Annotated in this window: 18 protein-coding genes and 3 pseudogenes; 5 read left to right on the top strand and 16 right to left on the bottom strand. The window is 62.8% G+C overall.

Features of this window, described 5'->3' with window-relative positions:
- On the bottom strand, positions 1-869 hold an 869-nt coding region (locus EOB36_RS19850; RefSeq protein ID WP_164897561.1), incomplete at its 3' end, for an ABC transporter permease.
- A gap of 358 nt (positions 870-1,227) precedes the next feature.
- Complete coding sequence (locus EOB36_RS19840) at positions 1,228-2,019, bottom strand: ABC transporter ATP-binding protein (protein ID WP_126105857.1); 792 nt, start codon at positions 2,017-2,019, stop codon at positions 1,228-1,230.
- 128 nt (positions 2,020-2,147) lie between these two features.
- On the opposite strand from EOB36_RS19840, the gene EOB36_RS19835 reads away from it, so the two are divergent.
- A complete protein-coding gene (locus tag EOB36_RS19835) occupies positions 2,148-2,552 on the top strand; it encodes a cupin domain-containing protein (RefSeq protein WP_127206596.1) in 405 nt (134 codons plus the stop codon).
- Positions 2,553-2,575: 23 nt separating this feature from the next.
- Here EOB36_RS19835 and EOB36_RS19830 read toward each other — a convergent pair whose 3' ends face one another.
- The 5 genes from EOB36_RS19830 to EOB36_RS19810 form a co-directional block, all read right to left on the bottom strand.
- Complete coding sequence (locus EOB36_RS19830; RefSeq protein ID WP_128285507.1) at positions 2,576-2,953, bottom strand: hypothetical protein; 378 nt, start codon at positions 2,951-2,953, stop codon at positions 2,576-2,578.
- 2 nt (positions 2,954-2,955) lie between these two features.
- A complete protein-coding gene (gene hydA, locus EOB36_RS19825) occupies positions 2,956-4,407 on the bottom strand; it encodes a dihydropyrimidinase (RefSeq protein WP_095482893.1) in 1,452 nt (483 codons plus the stop codon).
- A 64-nt stretch (positions 4,408-4,471) separates the two neighbouring features.
- Positions 4,472-5,722, bottom strand: a complete 1,251-nt coding sequence (locus EOB36_RS19820) for a Zn-dependent hydrolase (protein WP_128285506.1) — start codon at positions 5,720-5,722, stop codon at positions 4,472-4,474.
- Positions 5,723-5,725: 3 nt separating this feature from the next.
- Positions 5,726-6,145, bottom strand: coding sequence for an endonuclease domain-containing protein (locus EOB36_RS19815; protein ID WP_245467839.1), 420 nt, complete (start codon positions 6,143-6,145; stop codon positions 5,726-5,728).
- Positions 6,146-6,284: 139 nt separating this feature from the next.
- On the bottom strand, positions 6,285-7,613 hold the full coding sequence (locus EOB36_RS19810; RefSeq protein ID WP_128285505.1) for an aspartate aminotransferase family protein: 1,329 nt from the start codon (positions 7,611-7,613) through the stop codon (positions 6,285-6,287).
- Between the two features lie 254 nt (positions 7,614-7,867).
- Between EOB36_RS19810 and EOB36_RS19805 the strand changes: the two genes are divergently transcribed.
- Positions 7,868-8,497 (top strand): TetR family transcriptional regulator C-terminal domain-containing protein, encoded by a 630-nt coding sequence (locus EOB36_RS19805; RefSeq protein WP_126105851.1) that lies wholly within the window; start codon positions 7,868-7,870, stop codon positions 8,495-8,497.
- A 219-nt stretch (positions 8,498-8,716) separates the two neighbouring features.
- On the top strand, positions 8,717-9,553 hold the full coding sequence (locus tag EOB36_RS19800; RefSeq protein ID WP_128285504.1) for an SDR family NAD(P)-dependent oxidoreductase: 837 nt from the start codon (positions 8,717-8,719) through the stop codon (positions 9,551-9,553).
- A gap of 129 nt (positions 9,554-9,682) precedes the next feature.
- Here the strand turns inward: EOB36_RS19800 and EOB36_RS19795 are convergent, their stop codons facing one another.
- From EOB36_RS19795 to EOB36_RS19770, 6 genes and pseudogenes are all read right to left on the bottom strand, one after another.
- Positions 9,683-10,060 carry a DoxX family protein gene (locus EOB36_RS19795; RefSeq protein ID WP_095482946.1) on the bottom strand — a complete coding sequence of 126 codons (378 nt, stop codon included), beginning with the start codon at positions 10,058-10,060 and terminating at the stop codon, positions 9,683-9,685.
- Between the two features lie 60 nt (positions 10,061-10,120).
- Positions 10,121-10,579 carry a carboxymuconolactone decarboxylase family protein gene (locus tag EOB36_RS19790; RefSeq protein ID WP_095482898.1) on the bottom strand — a complete coding sequence of 153 codons (459 nt, stop codon included), beginning with the start codon at positions 10,577-10,579 and terminating at the stop codon, positions 10,121-10,123.
- Between the two features lie 12 nt (positions 10,580-10,591).
- Positions 10,592-11,110: an Rrf2 family transcriptional regulator gene (locus EOB36_RS19785; RefSeq protein ID WP_128243200.1), complete on the bottom strand. Its 519-nt coding sequence runs from the start codon at positions 11,108-11,110 to the stop codon at positions 10,592-10,594.
- Positions 11,111-11,223: 113 nt separating this feature from the next.
- On the bottom strand, positions 11,224-12,537 hold the full coding sequence (gene preA, locus EOB36_RS19780) for an NAD-dependent dihydropyrimidine dehydrogenase subunit PreA (protein WP_128243201.1): 1,314 nt from the start codon (positions 12,535-12,537) through the stop codon (positions 11,224-11,226).
- Positions 12,538-12,539: 2 nt separating this feature from the next.
- Positions 12,540-13,904 carry an NAD(P)-dependent oxidoreductase gene (locus EOB36_RS19775; RefSeq protein WP_128243202.1) on the bottom strand — a complete coding sequence of 455 codons (1,365 nt, stop codon included), beginning with the start codon at positions 13,902-13,904 and terminating at the stop codon, positions 12,540-12,542.
- Positions 13,905-14,043: 139 nt separating this feature from the next.
- Positions 14,044-14,757 (bottom strand): annotated as a pseudogene (locus EOB36_RS19770) (gamma-glutamylcyclotransferase).
- A gap of 178 nt (positions 14,758-14,935) precedes the next feature.
- Between EOB36_RS19770 and EOB36_RS19765 the strand changes: the two are divergent.
- Positions 14,936-15,712, top strand: coding sequence for a VOC family protein (locus EOB36_RS19765; RefSeq protein WP_127205697.1), 777 nt, complete (start codon positions 14,936-14,938; stop codon positions 15,710-15,712).
- A 429-nt stretch (positions 15,713-16,141) separates the two neighbouring features.
- Here EOB36_RS19765 and EOB36_RS19760 read toward each other — a convergent pair.
- Positions 16,142-16,643 (bottom strand): annotated as a pseudogene (locus EOB36_RS19760) (hypothetical protein).
- Positions 16,644-16,819: 176 nt separating this feature from the next.
- On the opposite strand from EOB36_RS19760, the pseudogene EOB36_RS19755 reads away from it, so the two are divergent.
- A pseudogene (locus EOB36_RS19755) lies at positions 16,820-17,213 on the top strand (DoxX family protein).
- 20 nt (positions 17,214-17,233) lie between these two features.
- On the opposite strand, the gene EOB36_RS19750 reads toward EOB36_RS19755, so the two are convergent.
- Positions 17,234-19,675 carry an FAD-dependent oxidoreductase gene (locus tag EOB36_RS19750; RefSeq protein WP_128285503.1) on the bottom strand — a complete coding sequence of 814 codons (2,442 nt, stop codon included), beginning with the start codon at positions 19,673-19,675 and terminating at the stop codon, positions 17,234-17,236.
- A gap of 242 nt (positions 19,676-19,917) precedes the next feature.
- Positions 19,918-21,456, bottom strand: coding sequence for a trimethylamine methyltransferase family protein (locus EOB36_RS19745; RefSeq protein WP_158302498.1), 1,539 nt, complete (start codon positions 21,454-21,456; stop codon positions 19,918-19,920).
- Positions 21,457-21,492: the final 36 nt, after the last annotated feature.

Genomic DNA, 21,492 nt, shown 5'->3' with positions numbered 1-21,492 from the left:
CTCCCGCCCATGGCGCGATCGACGATGCGCCCGGCAATGCCGACCACCATCACCAGCAGGGCTGCCACTACCGAGCCGGCAACCAGCGCCGACCAGATGTCGATGGTCTGGCTGTAATAGGCGCCGGCGAGCAGCTTGGCACCGATGCCGGCGACGGCACCAGTCGGCAGTTCACCGACGATGGCGCCGACCAGGCTGGCGGCAACCGCCACCTTCATCGAGGTGAACAGGAACGGCACCGACGCCGGCACACGCAGTTTCCAGAAGGTCTGCGAGGGGCTGGCATTGTAGGTGTGCATCAGATCGAGGTGGGTGAGCTCGGGCGAACGCAGGCCCTTCACCATCCCGACGGCCACCGGAAAGAACGACAGATAGGTCGAGATCAGCGCCTTCGGGATCAGCCCGGTGATGCCGATCGCCGCCAGCACGACGATGATCATCGGCGCCACCGCCAGGATCGGAATGGTCTGCGAGGCGATGATCCATGGCATCAGGCTGCGGTCGAGCGTCGCCACATGCACGATGCCGACGGCGATGACGATGCCGAGCGCGGTGCCGAACGCGAAGCCGAGCAACGTCGAGGACAGCGTCACCCAGGCATTGTAGACAAGGCTGCGGTTGCTGGTGATCTTGCGCAGAAACGTGTTCTCGAAGAAATTCACCGCCACCTGATGCGGCGCCGGCAGTGTCGGCTTCGGCTGCGACATCGTCTTGCCGATAAATTCCACAACATCAGGCGTCTCGCCGGCACGGCGGTCGAGATCGCGCTGGAACGGCGCGTTGAGGATGACGGCGAACACATACCAGACGACCACCACGCCCGCGAGGATCGAGGTCACCGGGATGAGCTTGTCGCGAAAGGAGTCCATCTAGCGACGCTCGCACGATGAATGCGCTCCTCTCCCCGACGGGAGAGAGTGGTCATGCCCGTTCTTCGTCATCCTAGGGCGAAGCAAGGAGCGAAGCGACGCGGCGCAGACCCTAGGATCCATGCCGTTACCTCCCCGCCCCGCAACGGTGCGGAATAGTGGTCCCGACCCAAAGAAAGGGCCCGCTGCCGTGCCTTGCCTGGCGGACATTCTCGACCGCTTAGGCCCTTCGGCCAACGTCACGGCATGGATCCTAGGGTCTGCGCACGCCGCTTCGCGGCTGCTCCGCCCTAGGATGACGAACGCGTGGTTAGCCGCTCCCTCGTGAGGCGAATGCGAAAGCCCGTTCTCCACCGCCTCAATCATCATAGCTGTGCCCTGCCCTGAGGCCATCACGTACGCGCGCGGCGATCGCCAGGAATTCCGGCGTCTCGCGGATGTCGAGCGGCCGCTTCTTCGGCAGCGTCGATTCGATGACGTCGCTGACGCGGCCCGGACGCGGCGACATGACGATGATGCGCGTCGAGAGGTAGACCGCCTCGGGAATGGAATGGGTGACGAAGCAGATGGTCTTGTTGGTCCGTTCCCACAGTTCCAGCAGTTGTTCGTTGAGATGGTCGCGCACGATCTCGTCCAGCGCGCCGAACGGCTCGTCCATCAACAAAAGATCGGCATCGAAGGCCAGCGCCCGCGCGATCGAGGCGCGCTGCTGCATGCCGCCGGAAAGCTGCCAGGGGTATTTCTGCTCGAAGCCGGACAGGTTGACGAGATCGAGCGTGCGCTTGATCCGCGCCGCCTGCTCTGCCTTTGACAGGCCCATGATCTCCAGCGGCAGCGCCACATTGCGCGAGATCGTGCGCCACGGATAAAGGGCGGCCGCCTGGAAGACATAGCCATAGGCGCGGCTCTCACGCGCCTGCTCGGGCGTCATGCCGTTGACGGAGATGGCTCCCGAGGTCGGCTTCTCCAGATCGGCGATGACCCGCAGCAAGGTCGTCTTGCCGCAGCCGGATGGCCCGATGAAGGACACGAATTCACCCTTGCCGATGGTCAGGTCGACATTCGACAATGCCTGCACCGGACCGTCACTGGTTTGGAAGGTCAGGCCGAGCTTGCTTGCCGAAACGACGGCTGGCGATGCTCCCGTCATAGGCCGCAGCCTGCCTTTTCGCACCGCTGCCGCGCCGGTCGGAATCCGGTTGATCTTTCCTCGATGTTGCTTTCCACTCGCCCTGTCCTATCCGGCTGAGAGTTCCCACTCGATCGAGAGTCGCCCCGATGTCGCCCAAACCCACTTGTCATCTTATCCGCCCTGAAAGCTCTTATGAAGGCAAGCAGGGACTGAGTTATTTCACCGGCATCGCCGCCGAGACCGTCGGCTCCTCCGGTATCTGCATGCACCTGCTCACCATGCCCCCCGGTGCCCGCGCCAAGGCGCACATGCATGAAAGCCATGAGACGGCGATCTATGTGCTCTCCGGCGAGGTCCATACCTGGTATGGCGACCGGCTCGAACAGCAGATCGTGGTCAAGTCCGGTGACCTCTTCTACATTCCTGCCGGAGTGCCGCATCTGCCGGCCAATCTGAGCGCCAGCCCGGCCTCGGCGGTCATCGCCCGCACCGATCCCAACGAACAGGAAAGCGTCGTCCTGCTGCCGCAACTGGATGGGCAGGTCGCCTGAGGCCGACGCTGAGGCAGCGGCCATCATCGGCAACGGGAGACTTCCCCCATGACCATGCCGTCCTCGTCGGCAATCACCAGCCTCTTGGCGTTCTTCAGGCTGCGCCTGATGGTGAACTGGATTGGCGACTGACCTTCCTCGCCTTCCGCGTCGCACAGTGATTTCACCACCAGCGAACCGTCGGCCTGTGCCTGCTTTTCGGTGAAAGTGCAGGCGCTGGCCACAGTGATGAATTCCTTGTCGGTCAGGAGCAGCATGTCCTCGGCTAAGACCTGCTGACCGTTCTTGTTGATACAGCCTGACTTGTTGCCATAGGGCTTGGAAAGGTCGATCGCGGCGGCCGAAGCCTGGCCGGCGGCCAGCAGGGCCGCGGCTGCTATGGCGACATGAACAGCGTGCATGTTCAGACCCCGGTCGCCGGAATACCTGTGCGTTCCACTTTGCGCGGCGCAGAAATCTCCTTCCAGGTCGACAGCGCCCGGTTGACCGCTGCATTCGGCTCGCGGCCGACGAACTCGCCATGGCCGGGCTTCGCCTTGACCTCAGCCTCCTGGATCGACAGTTCGCCGCGCGAGAAGACAAAGCGCGGCAGGCCGGTGACCTCAAAACCTTCGAAGACGTTGTAGTCGATCACCGATTGCTGTTTCTTGGAGGTGATCGTCTTCTTTCGCTTCGGGTCCCAGACCACGATGTCGGCGTCCGCGCCTTCGACGATGGCGCCCTTCTTCGGATACATGTTGAGGATCTTGGCGATGTTGGTCGAGGTCACCGCGACGAATTCGTTCATCGTCAGCCGGCCGGTGTTGACGCCCGCCGTCCACAGCACTGGCAAACGGTCCTCGAGCCCGCCGGTGCCGTTCGGGATTTTGGTGAAATCGCCAACGCCGTTGCGCTTTTGGCTGGTGGTGAAGGCGCAATGGTCGGTCGCCACCACTTGCAGCGATCCGGCCTGCAGGCCGGCCCACAGCGAATCCTGATGCAATTTGTTGCGGAAGGGCGGGCTCATCACCCGGCGCGCCGCATGGTCCCAGTCCTTGTCGAAATATTCGCTCTCATCGAGCGTCAGATGCTGGATCAATGGCTCGCCAAACACGCGCATGCCTTTCTGTCGCGCTCTGCGAATGGCTTCATGGGCCTGCTCGCAGGAGACGTGGACGACATAGAGCGGCACGCCGGCCATGTCGGCGATCATGATGGCGCGGTTGGTCGCCTCGCCTTCCACTTCCGGCGGGCGCGAATAGGCGTGCCCTTCGGGGCCGTTATTGCCCGCGGCCAGCAGCTTCTGCGACAGGGCGGCAACCACGTCGCCATTCTCGGCATGGACCAGCGGCAGCGCGCCAAGATCGGCGCAACGCTGGAACGACGAATACATCTCGTCGTCGTCGACCATCAGCGCCCCCTTGTAGGCCATGAAGTGCTTGAACGAGGTTATGCCCTTGTCGACGACGGTGGCCATCTCGTCGAACACCTGCTTGCCCCACCAGGTGATCGCCATGTGGAAGGAATAGTCGCAGGATGCTTTCGAGGTCTTGTTGTCCCACATCTGCAAGGCCTCGAGCAGAGACTGCTGCGGCGCCGGCAGGCAGAAATCGACAACCATGGTGGTGCCGCCGGCAAGTGCGGCGCGCGTGCCGCTCTCGAAATCATCGGCCGAGTATGTGCCCATGAACGGCATTTCGAGATGGGTATGCGGGTCGATGCCGCCCGGCATCACATAGCAGCCGGTGGCGTCGAATTCGTGGTCGCCATGCAGATCCGGGCCGATGGCGATGATCTTGCCGTGCTTGAACAGCACGTCGGCCTTCCAGCTGCGGTCGGCGGTCACGATGGTGCCGTTCTTGATGACTTTGGACATTTTCTTGTTCCCTTGTTCTCTTCGCGCTTCTTGGTGAGCGGCGTTCGGAATCTTGGTTTCTAGCTCACTCCACGATGACAGCCGTCTCCACCACCGCATGGAACAAAACATCGGCGCCGGCCGCCGCCCATTCCTTGGAGATCTCTTCGGCCTCGTTGTGCGACAGCCCGTCGACGCAGGGGCACATCACCATCGCCGTCGGCGCGACGCGGTTGATCCAACAGGCGTCGTGGCCGGCGCCGGAGACGATGTTGCGATGCGTATAACCCAAGCGCTCTGCCGCATCCCGCACAGCCTTGACACAGCCCGGATCGAAAGTGACCGGATCGAAATGGCCGACCTGATCGATTTGATATTTTATGTCGAGCGCCTCGCAGATCGTGTCGATGCCCTCGCGGATGCGGCCATCCATGGCGTCAAGCACTTCCTTTTCCGGCGAGCGGATGTCGATTGTGAACACGGTGCGGCCGGCGATGATGTTGCGCGAATTCGGATAGACCTCCATGTGGCCGACCGCGCCGACGGCGTCGGGCTGGTAGTCCATGGAGATCTCGTGCACCAGCTCGATCACCCGCGCCATGCCGAGCCCGGCATTGCGGCGCTTGGGCATCGGCGTCGAGCCGGTATGCGCCTCCTTGCCGGTCAGCGTCACCTGCAGCCATTTCAGCCCCTGGCCATGGGTGACGACGCCGATGTCGATGCCCTCGTCCTCGAGGATCGGGCCTTGCTCGATATGCAGCTCGAAGAAGGCGTGGATCTTGCGATCACCGACTTTCTCGGTGCCCTTCCAGCCGATGCGTTCGAGCTCCTCGCCGAATTTCTTGCCGTCCTTGTCGACATGCGAATAGACGTCGGCTTGGTCGAGGACGCCGGCAAAAACGCCGGACGCCATCATGGCCGGCGCAAAGCGCGCGCCTTCCTCGTTCGTCCAGTTGGTGACGACGATCGGATGTTTGGTCTTGATGCCGAGCTCGTTGAGCGAGCGCACGATCTCCAGCCCGCCAAGCACGCCGAGCACGCCGTCATACTTGCCGCCGGTCGGCTGGGTGTCGAGATGGCTGCCGACATAGACAGGCGGCAGATCAGGCTCGGTGCCTTCGCGGCGGGCAAACATCGTGCCCATCTCGTCGAGGCCCATTTCGAGCCCCGCCGCCTCGCACCAGCGCTTGAACAGATGCCGCCCCTCGCCGTCTTCGTCGGTCAATGTCTGGCGATTGTTGCCGCCGGCAATGCCGGGGCCGATCTTCGCCATCTCCATTATCGAATCCCACAAACGGTCTGAATTGATTCGCAGATTCTCGCCGGGAGCGGCCATTTTCTAAAACCTCATCGATTGCGGCACGCCGGCGTCCCCCTCCCCCTCGAGGGGAGGGTGGCCGCGAAGCAGTCGGGAGGGGTCGCCGAACATGCGCACGACCTTCTCCTTCACCACCTGCGCGACATGCCATGCGCTGTTTATGACATCGGGCTCGTCAACGCGAAATATATCGAATCCGAGCGATCGCAGATAGGCGTCACGGACAGCATCGTGCCGCTTGCCCCTCTCCTGTTCGTGCAAGTCGCCATCCACTTCCACCACCAGCCTTACCGCAAGACAAGCGAAGTCGACGATATAGGGCCCGATCGGGCACTGGCGGCGGAACTTGAACCCGCCCGATTTCAATTCGCGCAGTTCATACCACAGCAGGGATTCGCCTTTGGTCGCATGAACTCGAAGCGCGCGCGCCTTTTGACGCATTTCGAAGCTCACGCGGGTACGGGGCATCAGAAACAATCTCGCAGCAAGAGATCAGGTCGGCGCGCGTCGCCACCGACCCCACCCGACCGCTTCGCGGCCACCCTCCCCTCAAGGGGGAGGGAAAGCTGCGCCCAGTTTCTCAATCCACTGCCCTCAGCACTTCACGCACATGGTCGATCAATTCATTGATCTGGCCCTTGGTGATGATCAGCGGCGGCGACAGCGCGATGATGTCGCCGGTGGTGCGGATCAAGGCGCCGCGCTCGAACGCCTTGACGAAGGCCGAGAAGGCACGCTTGGTCGGGCTGCCGGGAATGGGCGCCAGCTCGATCGCGCCGATCAGGCCGATGTTTCTGATATCGATGACGTTCGGCTCGCCCTTCAGCGAATGCAGCGCGTCTTCCCAATACGGCGCCAGTTCCTGCCCGCGGGTCAGCAGGCCCTCTTCCTTGTAGGTGTCGAGCGTGCCGAGGGCTGCCGCGCAGGCGATCGGGTTGCCCGAATAGGTGTAGCCGTGGAAGAACTCGATCATATGCTCGGGGCCGGTCATGAAGGCGTCGTGGATTTCCTTCTTCACGAACACCGCGCCCATCGGGATGACGCCGTTGGAGACGCCCTTGGCGGTCGTCATAATATCGGGCGTGACGCCGAAATAGTCGGCGGCAAACGGCGTGCCGAGGCGGCCGAAGCCAGTGATGACCTCGTCGAAGATCAGAAGGATGCCGTACTTGGTGCAGATCTCGCGCAGCTTCTCGAGATAGCCTTTCGGCGGCAGGATGACGCCTGTGGAACCGGCCACCGGCTCGACTATGACGGCCGCGATGGTCGAGGCGTCGTGCAGCGCAACGATGCGCTCCAACTCGTTGGCCAATTCCGCGCCATGTTCGGGCACGCCCTTGGTGAACGAATTCTTCTCCGGCAGATGCGTGTGCGGCATGTGGTCGACGCCGCCGAGCAGCGTGCCGAACATCTTGCGATTGGTGACGATGCCGCCGACCGAGATGCCGCCGAAATTGACGCCGTGATAGCCGCGCTCGCGGCCGATCAGGCGGGTGCGCGAGCCCTCGCCTTTGGCGCGGTGATAGGCGATCGCCATCTTCAGCGCGGTCTCGACCGATTCGGATCCGGAATTGGTGAAGAACACATGGTCCATGCCCTTCGGCGCGATGTCGACCAAGCGGTTCGCCAGCTCGAAGACGATCGGATGGCCCATCTGGAAGGCCGGCGCATAGTCGAGTTCGGCGGCCTGTTGCTGGATCGCCTCGGTGATCTTCGGCCGGCAGTGGCCGGCGTTGACACACCACAGGCCGGCGGTGCCGTCGAGAACCTTGCGCCCGTCGCTCGTCGTGTAATGCATGTCCTTGGCGGACACCATCATGCGAGGCGCCTGTTTGAACTGCCGGTTTGCCGTGAACGGCATCCAGAATGCGCTGAGATCGTTCGGCGTGACTTTCAGCCGGTTGGACATGACCAAGACTTCCCCTTGTAACCTGTTTCGGTGCGGCTAACGCTTGGTCTTTCCGACACTTGGTCTCTGCTGCGTTTTCGTGCTACGCAAATTTTGACCGATTGGACAAACGTTAGCACCGCCCTGTCGGCGGTCAAGGGATTACTAGCGGAAATGCGGCAGTTGAAGCGCGCTCCACAGGCCGGGGAAAAACTGGTCCAGAGAATTGGTCCAGACCGCCCTCCAACCCAAGGTCTGCGGGGGTGACGGCCGATATGGAAGTCCCCGCCCCTCGCCGCACCCGCATCCAGCAGGAAAAGCGCGAGCTCATCCTGGAGGCGGCGCTCGAGGTCTTCTCAACCCACGGCTTTCGCGGCTCGACCATCGACCAGATCGCGGAAGCCGCCGGCATGTCGAAGCCTAACCTGCTCTATTATTTCCGCCGCAAGGAGGACATCCACGAGACGCTGATGCAGCGGCTTCTGGATACCTGGCTCGCGCCGCTGCGCGAGCTCGACGATATCGGCGACCCGCTGACCGAATTGCGCAGCTATATCAGGCGCAAGCTCGAAATGGCGCGCGATTTCCCTAGGGAAAGCCGGCTGTTCGCCAACGAGATCTTGCAGGGCGCGCCGCGCATCATGCCGATGCTGGAGGGCGAGCTGAAGACGCTGGTCGACGAGAAGGCCGCCGTCATCAAAGGCTGGATGCGCGCCGGCAAGATCGCCCGCACCGACCCCTGGCACCTGATCTTCTCGATCTGGGCGACAACGCAGCATTATGCCGATTTCGACGTTCAGGTCCGTGCCGTGCTCGGCCCCAACCGCGGCGGCGACGGCCGCTTCGAGGATGCGGCAAGGTTTCTGGAACAGCTGTTCATCGACGGGCTGAAGCCGAAAACCTAACTCTCGTTTCGTCATCCTGGGATCTGCGCTGCATCGCTTCGCGGCTGCTACGCCCTGCGATGACGAAGCTTACGGGGCTGCGGCCAACCATCGGCTGATTGCGTCGGGGAATCCATCGACGCCATTATAGCAGTATGGATGCCAGGATAATGTTTGAACTGTTTGAGGCGTGTCGGATGCCCCATCTTCCACCCAGAGCAACAATGTGGAGGCTCAAGCATGGAACTGAACGACAAGACAATCCTCATCACCGGATCGACCGACGGCGTCGGCCGCGTGGTTGCGCAAAGGCTCGGCGCCGGCGGCGCGCGTGTCCTGGTGCATGGCCGCGATGCGACACGCGGCAAGGCGACGGTCGCCGAGATCGAAACCGCCGGCGGCAAGGCCGAGCTTCTCGTCGCCGACCTTTCGTCGCTCGCCGAAATCCGCCGTCTCGCCGAGGCTGTCCGCGCCCGCACGGATCGGCTCGATATCCTGATCAACAACGCCGGCATCGGCACCGCCGGCACCAAACGACAGGTCAGCGCCGACGGCTACGAACTGCGCTTTGCCGTCAACTACCTCGCCGGCTTCCTGCTCACTTCGGAGCTTCTGCCGCTGCTCAAGGCGAGCGCGCCGGCGCGCATCGTCAACGTCGCCTCGGCCGGCCAGCAGGCGATCGATTTCGACGATGTCATGCTGACCCGCAGCTACGATGGCCTCCGTGCCTACTGCCAGAGCAAGCTGGCGCAGATCATGTTCACCATCGATCTGGCGCAGGAGCTGAAGGGCAGCAATGTGACCGTCAGCAGCCTCCATCCGGCAAGCTACATGAATACGACCATGGTCCGGCAAGCCGGCGTCACGCCGTGGAACTCGGTCGAGACCGGCGCTGACGCCATCCTTAACCTTGCGATATCGCCTGACCTGGAAGGGCGGAGCGGCCTGTATTTCGACGGTCTGAGGGAAGCCCGCGCCAACGCGCAGGCCTATGATGCAAAGGCAAGACAGCATTTGCGGACATTGAGCCTCGATCTGGTCGAGCGTCAGCCGGCCACCTTAACATCGAAGGGATAACGTTCACGAGCGAGAAACCCTCACATGCCGTGATCGTCGGCGGCTCTTCCGCTTCGGCCTCGCGGCGCGGAAACTGGCATGTCGCCACAGACCGTGGCGGCTGCCGCCGCGAGGCGGCCGTCCGAACCGTCAAAGCGGCTGCGCCACCAGCGCCAGGAACCCTCCAGTCAACGCCACATTGCCGACAAAGCCGTTGATGCGGGACGCCCGCTCGGGCCCCTGATGATCCCAGAAATTGTGGAACATCGGCGTGGCGACAATCAGGAACAGCACCAGGCACAAGGCGGCGGCAGCGGTCCAGACACCTGATATCACCAGCGCTCCGGAGACGACCTGCAGGACGATACCCAGCCACAGCATCAGCCGCGCCTGCGGCACGCCGCGTGTCGTCATCAGCTGGGTCAGGAAGGTAGCGTTCTGGATGTTGCGCAGACCGGCAAAGACAAAGGCGCCGCCAAGCAGCAGGCGGGCGGCAAACAGAATTTCATTCTCAAAATTTGCCATCATGTTCTTGATCCTCAAACAAAAATGGCACGCGGCGCCCAGGCCGCGCGCCGGTTCGACCGCTCAGGCAGCTTTCGCCGCCGGCATCGGATGAATGGCCTGGAACGGGATGCAAAGCCGGTTCCAGGCGTTGATCATGCCAAGCGCGACAGACAGCTTGACCAATTCCTCTTCCGAGAAATGCTCGAGCGTGCGCGCATAGAGTTCGTCCGAGACACCGTTATCGGCGATCTTCGTCACCGCTTCGGTCCAGGCGAAGGCAGCGCGTTCTCGTTCGGAAAACAGCGGCGATTCCTTCCAGGCGGAGACGAGATAAAGCCGCTGCTCGGTCTCGCCGTCATGGCGCGCCTCGCGGCTGTGCATCTCGACGCAATACGAACAGCCATTGATCTGCGATGCCCGCAGCTTGATCAGATGCAACAGGCTTTCCTCGAGCCCGCATTCGTCGACCGCCTTGTTGAGCGCCGATACCGCTTTCATGATTTCCGGCGCAGCGCCGAAGAATTGCAGCCTCTGTTTCATCGTCTTTGCCTTTCACGCTTGCTTGGTTGAACTGGATTTCTGTGGTCGCTGATGGCGCTCGACAAAGGCGCAGTTCGCGGCGACTGAACGGGGATCGGCATCGCTTACATATTCCGCCACGATGTCCGACAGCCGGGCCTCGGCAAGAGCGGCGCGATAGGCGCGCTCAGCCTTCATCATCGCGACGCTGATGCCGCAGGGTTTGACATAGACGGAAGCATCGAGCCTGGCCGGTCCGCGCTGACGGATTTCGCCGCAACGAAAGGCCGGTTCGCGTCCTTCCACGGCGAGCACGATATCGAGCAGCGTTATGCGCTCCGCCCGCCGCGCCAGCCGGTAACCGCCCGATGGCCCGGGCACCGATTCCAGAATGCGCGACGCCGTCAGCGCATTGAGATGCTTGAGGAGATAGCTCGGCGACAGGCCGAACGCTTCGGCCATGGCAGCACCCGGTATAGTCGCCGCGCCTTCCACGCCGGCAAGCATCGCGGCGCAGTGGATGGCCGCTTCGACGCCCTCGCCCAGCTTCATCGTGCTGATCTCCAATTCACGGATATATCCTATCGTGGATAAATTTTATCTTCAATATACTTTTGAAAAAAGCGGCGCCGCAGACGCCGCTTTTCCACAACAGGCGGCCGCCCCTATTCCGCCGCCACCTTGGCCATCGGATTGTTGGGATGCGTCGTCCAGTTGGCGTAGACCGGCGACACCGGTCTGCCGGTGCGCTGGTCCATCACGCCGGCCGCCAGCGGCTCCATGGTGATGCAGTTCTCGACCGGGCAGACATTGACGCAGAGATTGCAGCCGACGCATTCGGCCTCGATCACTTCGAAGTGCCTGGCGCCGTCGACCATTGCGGTGATCGCCTGGTGCGAGGTGTCCTCGCAGGCGATGTGGCAGCGGCCGCATTTGATGCAGGCCTCCTGGTCGATATGCGCCTTGGCGATGTAGTTAAGGTTGAGATATTGCCAGTCGGTGACGTTGGGCGTGGCGCGGCCGACGATATCGTCGAGCGAGGCATGGCCCTTCTCGTCCATCCAGTTTTCCAGGCCGGCGATCATCTCCTGCACGATCTTGAAGCCATAGGTCATCGCCGCGGTGCACACCTGCACATTGCCGGCGCCGAGCGCCATGAATTCGGCGGCGTCGCGCCATGTGGTGATGCCGCCGATACCGGAGATCGGCAGGCCATGCGTTTCCGGATCGCGGGCGATCTCGGCGACCATGTTCATGGCGATCGGCTTCACCGCCGGGCCGCAATAGCCGCCATGCGAACCCTTGCCGTCGATTGTCGGTTCCGGTGCAAAACTATCGAGATTGACGCCGGTAATCGAATTGATGGTGTTGATCAGCGACACCGCATCCGTGCCGCCGGCAAGAGCGGCACGCGCCGGCTTGCGCACATCGGTGATGTTGGGCGTCAGCTTGGTGATGACAGGCATGCGGGTGTTGGCCTTGCACCAGCGCACGACCATTTCGATGTATTCCGGCACCTGGCCGACGGCGGCACCCATGCCGCGTTCCGACATGCCGTGCGGGCAGCCGAAATTAAGCTCGATGCCGTCGGCCTCCGTCTCCTCGACCACCGGCAGGATCGCCTTCCACGCGTGTTCCTCGCAAGGCACCATCAGCGAGACGACGATGGCGCGGTCGGGCCAGTCCTTCTTGACCTGCTTGATCTCGCGCAGATTGACCTGCAGGTCGCGGTCGGTGATCAGCTCGATGTTGTTGAGGCCGAGCAGGCGGCGGTCGGCGCCCCAGATCGCGCCATAGCGCGGACCGTTGACGTTGACCACCGGCGGGCCCTCTTCGCCGAGCGTCTTCCACACCACGCCGCCCCAGCCCGCTTTAAAGGCGCGGATGACGTTGTAGGCCTTGTCGGTCGGCGGCGCCGAGGCCAGCCAGAACGGATTGGGCGATTTGATGCCGACGAAATTGTTTCTGATATCTGCCATGCTCATGCCCTCCCGTTCGAGGTCAGTGCCCGGTGGATCGATTCCGCGGCGTCACGGCCCTGAGCGACGGCGGAGACGGTGAGGTCGTCGCCGCCATGGATACAATCGCCGCCCGCCCAGACATTGGCCAGCGAAGTACGGCATTCGGCATCGACCTTGATGCGGCCAGCCTCCAACGCAAGCAAGGCCCCGCTGCCATTGAGCGCAGCCGGGACAAAGCTCTGGCCGATCGCCTTGAACACCTGGTCGGCAGTGAGCGTCAGGCGCTCGCCGGTGCCGACGAGTTTCTCGCCATCCATCGCCGTGTATTCGAGCTCGATGCCCGACACCTTGCCGCCTTCGGCAATGACCCGCTTCGGCTGCAGCCAGTGACGGATCGTGACGCCGTTGGCGGCGGCCAGATCCTGCTCGAATTCGGAGGCGTTCATGTGCTCCTGGCCGCGCCGGTAGCAGATCGTCACCTCTTCGGCGCCGAGCAGTTTCGATTGCACCGCTGCGTCGATCGCCGTCATGCCGCCGCCGATGACGACGACACGCCGGCCGACCGGCAGGCTGGCAAGGTCACTGGCCTGGCGAAGCTCCGCGATGAACTCCACGGCATTGGTCACGCCTTGCGCCTCCTCGCCGTCGGCACGCAGCGCATTGACGCCGCCAAGCCCCATGCCGAGAAACACCGCGTCGTAGTTCCTGGTCAGGTCCGACAGCTGATAGTCGCGGCCGAGCGCCTTGCCATTCTGAACCTCGATGCCGCCGATCGACAGGACGTAATCCACCTCGGCCTGGGCGAAATTGTCGATGCTCTTGTAGGCGGCGATGCCGTATTCATTGAGACCGCCGGCCTTCGGGCGGGCCTCAAGGATGGTCACCTCATGACCATGGCGGGCGAGCCGATGCGCGGCGGCAAGCCCCGCCGGTCCGGCGCCAACCACGGCGACCGTCTTGCCGGTCGGCTCAGCGCGCCGGTAAAACTGCTTGTCCTGCGCCATCGCGACATCGGTGGCGTAGCGTTGCAGGCGGCCGATCTGCACCGGCTTGCCTTCGGCCACTTCGCGCACGCAGACCTCTTCGCACAGCGTCTCGGTCGGGCAGACGCGGGCGCACATGCCGCCCAAAATGTTCTGGTCGAAAATCGTCTTGGCCGAGCCGATCGGATTGCCGGTCGAGATCTGGCGGATGAACAGCGGGATGTCGATCGAGGTCGGGCATGCGTTCATGCATGGCGCGTCATAGCAGAAATAGCAGCGATCGGACTCGACCAGCGCCTCGTGATGATCGAGCGGCGGATGCAGGTCGGAAAAATTATCCGCATATTGTTCGGGCGAAAGCCGTCCGCCGGCAATGCCCTGCTTGAAATGACCAGTCGCCATTCCGCTTCCCCATTCTTGTGGTTTTGCCGAAGGCTAGCACGTTTTGTTTTTTTATCAATTGGTCAATTTTCGATGCAAGCCGCTGAAAAGGCTTGATAAAAACATGATAGATATACTCATGTTTTTATTTCACGCGCGATCACTGTGCAGACAGGAGGCCCATTCCGGGGGCACGGCCATGCATCGACCTGATCTCGTTCGCGACCAGTTCCTGCAGCCGCCACAGATTGCGGTCACGAATGCCGAACGCTTCCAGGTGACGGTGTTGTAGAGATATTCGGCACCGGACCCGACATGCCCGCACGCCCGCGCCAGCACTTGGGCTACCCTCTCCAGCGGCTGGTTGAGCGAGGTGCCCCTGCCGGTCACACCGACCCAGAAGCCCAGCGCCCTTAGCCTGCCTTGAGCCGTACGCACCGGAAGCCACCTGACTGAGCCGATACTCTCGTGATCGCTGATCTCGCGCCGCAGCAATCTTTCGATCTGCAGCGGTTTTTCGCCTTCCGGCAAGCGGTAGATCACGCCGTTGCACCGCCCGCCCCGTTCGAGCGCCATCATCAAGCCCGGCTGCTCGGCACTGCCGCGCCAACGGACCATGTCGAGGCAAAAAGACCGATGCCAGCCGAAAGCGGTGGCGCGCTGCTGTTCGACGGACTCGAAGGCCGGTTTCCAGATCAGCGAGCCATAGGCGAACACCCATAGCGGTTCCCTCGTCCGCCTCGCCTGACAGCCGGGAGGCAAGCGTCTGGAAATCCTCATCGGTCAGTTGCGTCCAGCTTCCATCGGGACCGGGATCGGCCTCCTCCCGATGGCATAGCGCGACAAGCTCTGAAGTGAGCGACATCCGGCGCATGGATCAACAACCCTCGTTGGCGGCAAGCAAAGTCGAAAACCGCGACTTGCGCAAGATTACGAATGAGGGGCGCCTTGCCGCCATCGATTTCTGGCCCAGATGTCGGATTTCCGTCGCCAAGATCGTCCTAGGATGGATCGAACCACAATCCACAACTGGAAACGCAGGGAGCACGACAATGCCAAAGTCCCCGATGCCCTTTTTCTGGTACGAACTGATGACCACCGATCTCGACGCCGCCGAAGCGTTCTACACCGCTGTCGTTGGCTGGAAGGCGCAGCCCTTCGACGGCGCGCCCGGCATGCCGCGCTATATCGTCATGAATGTCGGCGAGCGCGGCGTTGCCGGGCTGATGGCGCAGCCGGACGAAGTGCGCAAGATGGGTATGCCGCCGGCCTGGATCGGCTACATCCACACCAGGGATGTCGATGCCTCGACAAAATCGTTGAAGGAGGCCGGCGGTACAGTTCATCGCGAACCCGATGACATTCCGGGCGTCGGCCGCTTTGCCGTCGTTGCCGATCCGCAAGGCGCGGCCTTCAACTTCCTGCAGCCGGATGGCCCCGACCAGCCGCCGCTGCCATTGGCGACGCCCGGCAATATCGGCTGGCATGAGCTCTATACGACCGACTGGCAGGCCGCGTTCGATTTCTATGCCGGGCAATTCGGCTGGACCAAGGGCGAGGCCATGGATATGGGGCCGATGGGCACCTACCAGCTCTTCGCCGCCGGCGGCGAGCCTATTGGCGGCATGATGAACAAGCCCGAGCAGATTCCGGTGCCGGCCTGGCAGTTCTATTTCAATGTTCCGGCCATCGACGCGGCGGCCAAGCGCGTGACCGACAATGGCGGCAAGATCCTGATGGGCCCGATGGAGGTTCCCGGCGGCGGTTGGATCGTGCAGTGCACGGATCCGCAAGGCGCTCATTTCGCGCTGATGGCGCCGGTGCGGTAGGCGTCCTGACCAACCGAGTGCTGCCGCTGGATCATTCCAGCGTCAGCACCGCAACTTTTTGGTGCTGCTGAGTTGGACGGCTATGTGTCGTTCGGCGACGGCAAGAATTGGGGAGCGCGAGTTAGCGAAAGAGCTTCGGGGAGCCGGAGGTACCATTCGATCCGGGCGACTTTCTTAGAGCAATTCCAGGAAAGTGCGTAGCGGTTTTCCGTCCGGAATTGCGTAAGAACAAATACTTAGAGCGGTTCGGCGATTCTATCAAAAGCTGAACCGCTCTAGGCGAAATCTATCGTGCCCATGGCGGAGGCTCGCCCGTATTTCGCGCTGATCGCGCCGGGACACTGAACCAGCCCGATACCTATCAAAATTGAACAGCCGCACCGCACCGTTGGTGCGATGCGAGCAGATGAATTGCCTCAGGGCGCAAAGTCATTCCGGCGCCAGTACAGCAATCTTGAGGGTCTCTTTCTTGGCGCCGCTGAGTTGGATGGTCGCCGGGCCGGCGGCCGGCTTGAAGCGCACGCTCTTGCGTATCCCGGGACAGGTCTTCATACCACTGAAACCCGCCAACTTCACGGCTTTGCCGTCCTGAACGACATCGACCCAGGCCTCATCGGACAGGCTGGAGTTCTCCCTCCGGGGGCACGGCCACGCTTGCCATCGCGCCGAATGTACCGGCTGCCGGCGCGCGTTCCGGCGGAACGGTGAAGCTGATCGTGTCGACCGGCACCAACGCCACATCTGCAGCCTCGCCGACCGAAAGGTCAGCGCCAGACTGCGCGGCGGGCGCCACCGCAAACAAGGCCTCCTCGCGCGTCACCGGCCATTTAAAAGCAGCACAACCGGTGTCGTCGGCGATGGCGACGCTGGTGCCTGCAACGACGGCGAATAGGCTGACGACGACTTTTCTCATGGCAAACGGAACCCACATGGTTGGAGTGTCTGGCTATCAATACAACTATAGCGATTTTATACAACCATAGCGAGAAAAATATTGAGGGACGAGGAACATTTCCAATCACCGATTGTTGATGGCAGGCCGTGCGAAGTGAATGGTCCCTTGCCGGGCGATAATCTATGGCCAGTTCGGGGTAAAATGGAGCTTCGATGAAGCTTTTCGACGGTCTCGCCAGATATCAGCGGCAGGCTCTGGCTGTGCTTCGCATCATGACCGCGCTGCAGTTTATGGAACCACGGCACCCAGAAACTGTTCAATTTTCCCGTCAGCGATCATGCCGGCGCCCTGAGCGGCCTATCGCTGACCGCGGGCATCCTCCAATTCGCTGGCGGCATCCTGCTGGTATTGGGGCTGTTCACCAGGCCGGTCGCGTTCCTTCTCAGCGGCGAGATGGCGATCGCCTATTTCATGGCGCACATGCCAAGCGGCTTTTTCCCGGTCAACAATGGCGGCGATGCGGCAATCTCCTTCTGTTTCATCTTCCTCTATCTGGTGTTCGCCGGTCCCGGCGCTTTTGCGCTGGACAACCGCCGCAGCGCTTGAGGCGCCGACAAGCGGCGCCTTCACCCCCGCATCCGCTCGAGATTCGCGTCGAACAGCGGCGACGGCTGCACGCGCGCGCGATAGCGCTTACCCAGAAGCTCGATCTCGAAGCCGTCGGCCTCGTCGGCGATCTCCTTCGGCACATAGCCCATGGCCACGGACGCCTTCGAATGGTGCGCGTAGCCGCCTGACGTGACCCAGCCGCGCACGGCGCCGTCGAACCAGATCGGCTCGTCGCCGATGACGTCGGCGTCGGCCGCATCGACGACAAAGGCGCGCAGCCGCAGCTTGCCGCCTTGCTGGCGCTCGGCGAGTGCCGCTTGCTTGCCGACAAAATCGGTTTCTTTCCCGTAGGCGACGAAGCGATCGAGACCGGCCTCCAGCGGCCCGTAGATCGGCCGGTATTCGCGCGCCCACGAGCCGTAGTTCTTTTCCAGCCGAAGCGCGTTGAGCGCGCGCGAACCGAACAGGCCGAGGCCAAATTCTTCACCCGCTGCCATCAGGGTCTGGTACGCCGCGCGCTGATATTCCGGCGCCACCCAGATCTCGTAACCGAGATCGCCGGTGTAGCTGACGCGGCCGACCAGGCACGGCGCCATGCCGATATCCATCTTGCGGATGGCCATGAACGGAAACGCCGCATTGGCGACATCTGCCCGCGTGACCTTTGCCAGGAGTTCCCGCGCATTCGGTCCAGCGATCGACAGGCCCGTCAGCTTCGCCGCCAGCGCCTCGACACGAACCGAGCCGTCCTGCGGCAGATGCGCCTCGAACCAGCGCATGTGATACTGCTCGGCAATGCCGGAGCCGGCGAGAAACCAGCCCTCCCCGTTGGAATTGGGACTGTCGAGATTGGCCAGCGAGAAATCGCCGATCAGCCTGCCGTCTTCCTTCAGCATCGGCGCCAGCGTCATGCGGCCGGGTCTTGGCAGCTTGCAGGCAAGCAGGCGGTCGAGCCAGACCGCAGCGCCCTCGCCGGTCACCCTATATTTGGCGAAGTTCGAAATTTCCGACAGGCCGACACTTGTCCGCACCGTTCTCACCTCATTTGCGACATGCTCAAAATCGCTTGAGCGCCGCCACGAGAACTCATCTTTGACGCCCTCGGGCGCATACCAAAGCGGCACTTCCAGTCCAAAGGCCACGCCCCATTGCGCGCCCTTGGCCGACAAGAGGTCGTAGACCGGCGTGGTCTTGAGCGGCCGCCCGGCAGGCAGCTCCTCATTGGGGAAGCGGATGGAAAAACGCCGCGAATAATTCTCGCGCACCTTGGCATTGGTGTAGGCCATCGTTGCCCAGTCACCATAGCGCGACACATCCATCGCCCAGATGTCGGCGCCGGGGTCGCCCTCGATCATCCAGTTCGACAGTGCGAGGCCAACACCGCCGCCCTGCGAAAAGCCGGCCATGACGCCGCAGGCGACCCAGAAACCAGGCAGGCCGCGCACCGGCCCGACCAGCGGGTTGCCGTCCGGCGCGAAGGTGAAGGGACCGTTGATGATCTGCTTGATGCCAGTGTTCTGGAAGGCCGGGAAATGCCTGAAGCCGACCTCCAGCGATGGCGCGATGCGGTCGATGTCGGGCTCCAGCAGTTCGTGGCCGAAATTCCACGGCGTCGAAAATTCGGACCATGGCTTGTTGGCCTTCTCGTAAGTGCCCATCAGCATGCCGCCGCGCTCCTGGCGCAGATAGAGCTCGCCGTCGAAATCGACCGCATGGATGATCTCCGTGCCGGTCTTCTGGTTCCAGGCGGCAACCTCCGGCATGTCCTCGGTGATCAGATACATGTGCTCCATGGCCAGCACCGGCAGCTCCAGCCCGACCATGCGGCCGACCTCGCGCGCCCACAGGCCGCCGGCATTGACGACATGCTCGGCCACCACCTCGCCTTTGTTGGTGATGACGCGCCACAGCCCGTCGGCGCGGCGCACGATGTCCTCGACCTTGGTGAAGCGCTCAACCTCGGCGCCAAGTTTCCGCGCGGCTTTGGCATAGGCATGGGTGACACCCGAGGGATCGAGATGGCCATCCTCCTTGTTGCGGACGGCGCCGACGAACTGCTTCGGGTCGAGCAGCGGCATCAGCTCGGCCGCTTCGTTAGGCGAAATCTCCTCGAGGTCGATGCCGAGATAGCGGCCTTTGGCGACAACGCCGCGCAGCCAGTCGAGCCGCGCCTCGGTCGCCGCCAGAAGCACGCCGCCGGTCAGATGCACGCCGGTCGCCTGGCCGGACAGCTCCTCGATCTCCTTGTAGAGCGAGATCGTGTATTTCTGCAGCTTGGCGACGTTGGGATCGCCATTGATCGTGTGCATGCCGCCGGCCGCATGCCAGGTCGAGCCGGAAGTCAGCTCGTCACGCTCCAGAAGCACGATGTCGGTCCAGCCGTGACGCGCCAGATGGAACAGCACGGAACAGCCGACGACACCGCCGCCTATGACCACGACCTTTGCATGCGATTTCATGGGTTTTCTCGTTATTTCAATGAGTTGGAGGGGAACGATGAATCGGGACGGGAGGAGCCAAGCCACCCCTCTCTGTCCTGCCGGCCATCTCCCCCTCAAGGGGGAGATCAGCAGCGACGGCGCCGCCATGCTTCTTTCAACGTTGGTGATTGGCGAAGGAAAACGTGACAGCCAATCTCCCCCCTTGAGGGGGAGATGTCCGGCAGGACAGAGAGGGGTATACGAGCGCAAACCTGTGGCCATCACGGCTCACCCGCCCCAATCGCTTCCTTGCGCTTCGCCACATACGCCTCCAGCGCCTCGCGCACAGAAATATCCATCGTCGGCTCGACATAATCTTCCAGCGCTTTCTTCCACAGCCGCGTTGCGCGCGCCGTGGCGTCGAGCCCGCCGGCCTCTTGCCACGCCTCGTAGTTCTGCCAGTTGGAGAGCATTGGCTGGTAGAAGGCGGTGGCGTAGCGCTCCAGCGTGTGCGGCTCGCCGAAGAAATGGCCGCCGGTCGGCACAGCACCCAGCGCCTCGACGGCGAGTTCCGCCTCGTTGACTTCGATCGGGCGCAAAAATTCCATCATGTGCTGGATCATCTCGACGTCGATAATGAACTTCTCGAACGACGCGGTCAGCCCGCCTTCCTGCCAGCCGGCTGCGTGGTAGACGAGATTGCCGTGGCCGAGCACCGCGCCCCACAGCGCCATCAGCGTCTCATAGGCGCCTTGCGCGTCGGCGGCGTTGGAGGCCGAACCCGGCGTTGTCCGGTAGGGCAGTCCGTAACGCCTCGCCAACTGCCCGGAAGCGATGTTGGCCTTGGTGTTCTCCGGCGTGCCGAAGGCCGGGGCGCCGGACTTCATGTCGACATTGGATGTGAAGGCGCCATACATGACCGGCGCGCCGGGTCGGACAAGCTGCGTCAAGACCACGCCGAACAATGCCTCGGCGTTCTGCTGCGCGAGCGCGCCGGCAAGCGTCACCGGGCTCATCGCGCCCATCAGCGTGAACGGCGTCACCGCGACCGACTGGCCGAACTCGGCCATGGTCATCAGGCCTTCGGCCATCATCTCGTCGAAGCGGCGCGGCGAGTTGACCGAGATGATGGTGGTGACGCCGGGATCATCGCGCATCTCATCAAGCGTCAGCCCTCGCGAAATCGCCATCATTTCGATGCCGTCGAGCGCCCTGCCCCGGCCGATCGCCGAGACGTGAAAACTTTTGTCGGTCAGCGTCAGATTGGCGAAGTAGGTGTCGAGATGGCGTGAATTGGCCGGCAGGTCGACAGGCGCGCAGACCTGATTGCCCAGCATGTGGATGCAGTTGAAATGCTGCGCCAGCCGGGTGAGATCGTCATAGTCGCGCAAGTTTCCGGCGCGGCGGCCACGTTCCATGTCATGCACATTGGGCGGTCCGGCGACCAGAGTGAAGTTGATGGTGTTGCCGCCGAGATGGACGGTATGGGCCGGGTTGCGCGGCGTAAGCCGGTAGCTCGACCGCGTCGTCTTCAGTGCCTCGTCGACCATGCCCCGGTCGATGCGGATTGTCATCGGCGCATGATCGACCTTGGCCCCGGCCTTCTCGAACAGCGAAAGCGCTCGCGGGCTCATCACCTCGATGCCGAAATTCTCCAGAATGTGCATCGACGCCTGGTGGATCGCCTCGATCTGGTCGGCCGAAAGCATCGCCATTGGCGGATAGGGATTGGTGACGCGCCGCAGCGGCAGTTGCGGGATGGCAACCGGGCCCCTGTTGCTGGTTCGCTCGGCGCCGCGCTTGCGTCTCGGTTCGGTCATGCGGCGCATCAAAGCGCCGGCACGAGGATCGGGCTG

Source organism: Mesorhizobium sp. M6A.T.Cr.TU.017.01.1.1, assembly GCF_004023115.1.
Lineage (GTDB): Bacteria > Pseudomonadota > Alphaproteobacteria > Rhizobiales > Rhizobiaceae > Mesorhizobium > Mesorhizobium mediterraneum.
Note: the sequence above shows the minus strand (reverse complement) of the source record. Positions and strands in the feature narration are given on the sequence as shown.

Excerpts from the sequence above, each read along its gene's own strand:
- EOB36_RS19840 (WP_126105857.1), bottom strand. The coding sequence starts at position 2,019 with ATGACGGGAGCATCGCCAGCCGTCGTTTCGGCAAGCAAGCTCGGCCTG.
- EOB36_RS19835 (WP_127206596.1), top strand. The coding sequence starts at position 2,148 with ATGTCGCCCAAACCCACTTGTCATCTTATCCGCCCTGAAAGCTCTTAT.
- EOB36_RS19830 (WP_128285507.1), bottom strand. The coding sequence starts at position 2,953 with ATGCACGCTGTTCATGTCGCCATAGCAGCCGCGGCCCTGCTGGCCGCC.
- hydA (WP_095482893.1), bottom strand. The coding sequence starts at position 4,407 with ATGTCCAAAGTCATCAAGAACGGCACCATCGTGACCGCCGACCGCAGC.
- EOB36_RS19820 (WP_128285506.1), bottom strand. The coding sequence starts at position 5,722 with ATGGCCGCTCCCGGCGAGAATCTGCGAATCAATTCAGACCGTTTGTGG.
- EOB36_RS19815 (WP_245467839.1), bottom strand. The coding sequence starts at position 6,145 with ATGCGTCAAAAGGCGCGCGCGCTTCGAGTTCATGCGACCAAAGGCGAA.
- EOB36_RS19810 (WP_128285505.1), bottom strand. The coding sequence starts at position 7,613 with ATGTCCAACCGGCTGAAAGTCACGCCGAACGATCTCAGCGCATTCTGG.
- EOB36_RS19805 (WP_126105851.1), top strand. The coding sequence starts at position 7,868 with ATGGAAGTCCCCGCCCCTCGCCGCACCCGCATCCAGCAGGAAAAGCGC.
- EOB36_RS19800 (WP_128285504.1), top strand. The coding sequence starts at position 8,717 with ATGGAACTGAACGACAAGACAATCCTCATCACCGGATCGACCGACGGC.
- EOB36_RS19795 (WP_095482946.1), bottom strand. The coding sequence starts at position 10,060 with ATGATGGCAAATTTTGAGAATGAAATTCTGTTTGCCGCCCGCCTGCTG.
- EOB36_RS19790 (WP_095482898.1), bottom strand. The coding sequence starts at position 10,579 with ATGAAACAGAGGCTGCAATTCTTCGGCGCTGCGCCGGAAATCATGAAA.
- EOB36_RS19785 (WP_128243200.1), bottom strand. The coding sequence starts at position 11,110 with ATGAAGCTGGGCGAGGGCGTCGAAGCGGCCATCCACTGCGCCGCGATG.
- preA (WP_128243201.1), bottom strand. The coding sequence starts at position 12,537 with ATGGCAGATATCAGAAACAATTTCGTCGGCATCAAATCGCCCAATCCG.
- EOB36_RS19775 (WP_128243202.1), bottom strand. The coding sequence starts at position 13,904 with ATGGCGACTGGTCATTTCAAGCAGGGCATTGCCGGCGGACGGCTTTCG.
- EOB36_RS19765 (WP_127205697.1), top strand. The coding sequence starts at position 14,936 with ATGCCAAAGTCCCCGATGCCCTTTTTCTGGTACGAACTGATGACCACC.
- EOB36_RS19750 (WP_128285503.1), bottom strand. The coding sequence starts at position 19,675 with ATGAAATCGCATGCAAAGGTCGTGGTCATAGGCGGCGGTGTCGTCGGC.
- EOB36_RS19745 (WP_158302498.1), bottom strand. The coding sequence starts at position 21,456 with ATGACCGAACCGAGACGCAAGCGCGGCGCCGAGCGAACCAGCAACAGG.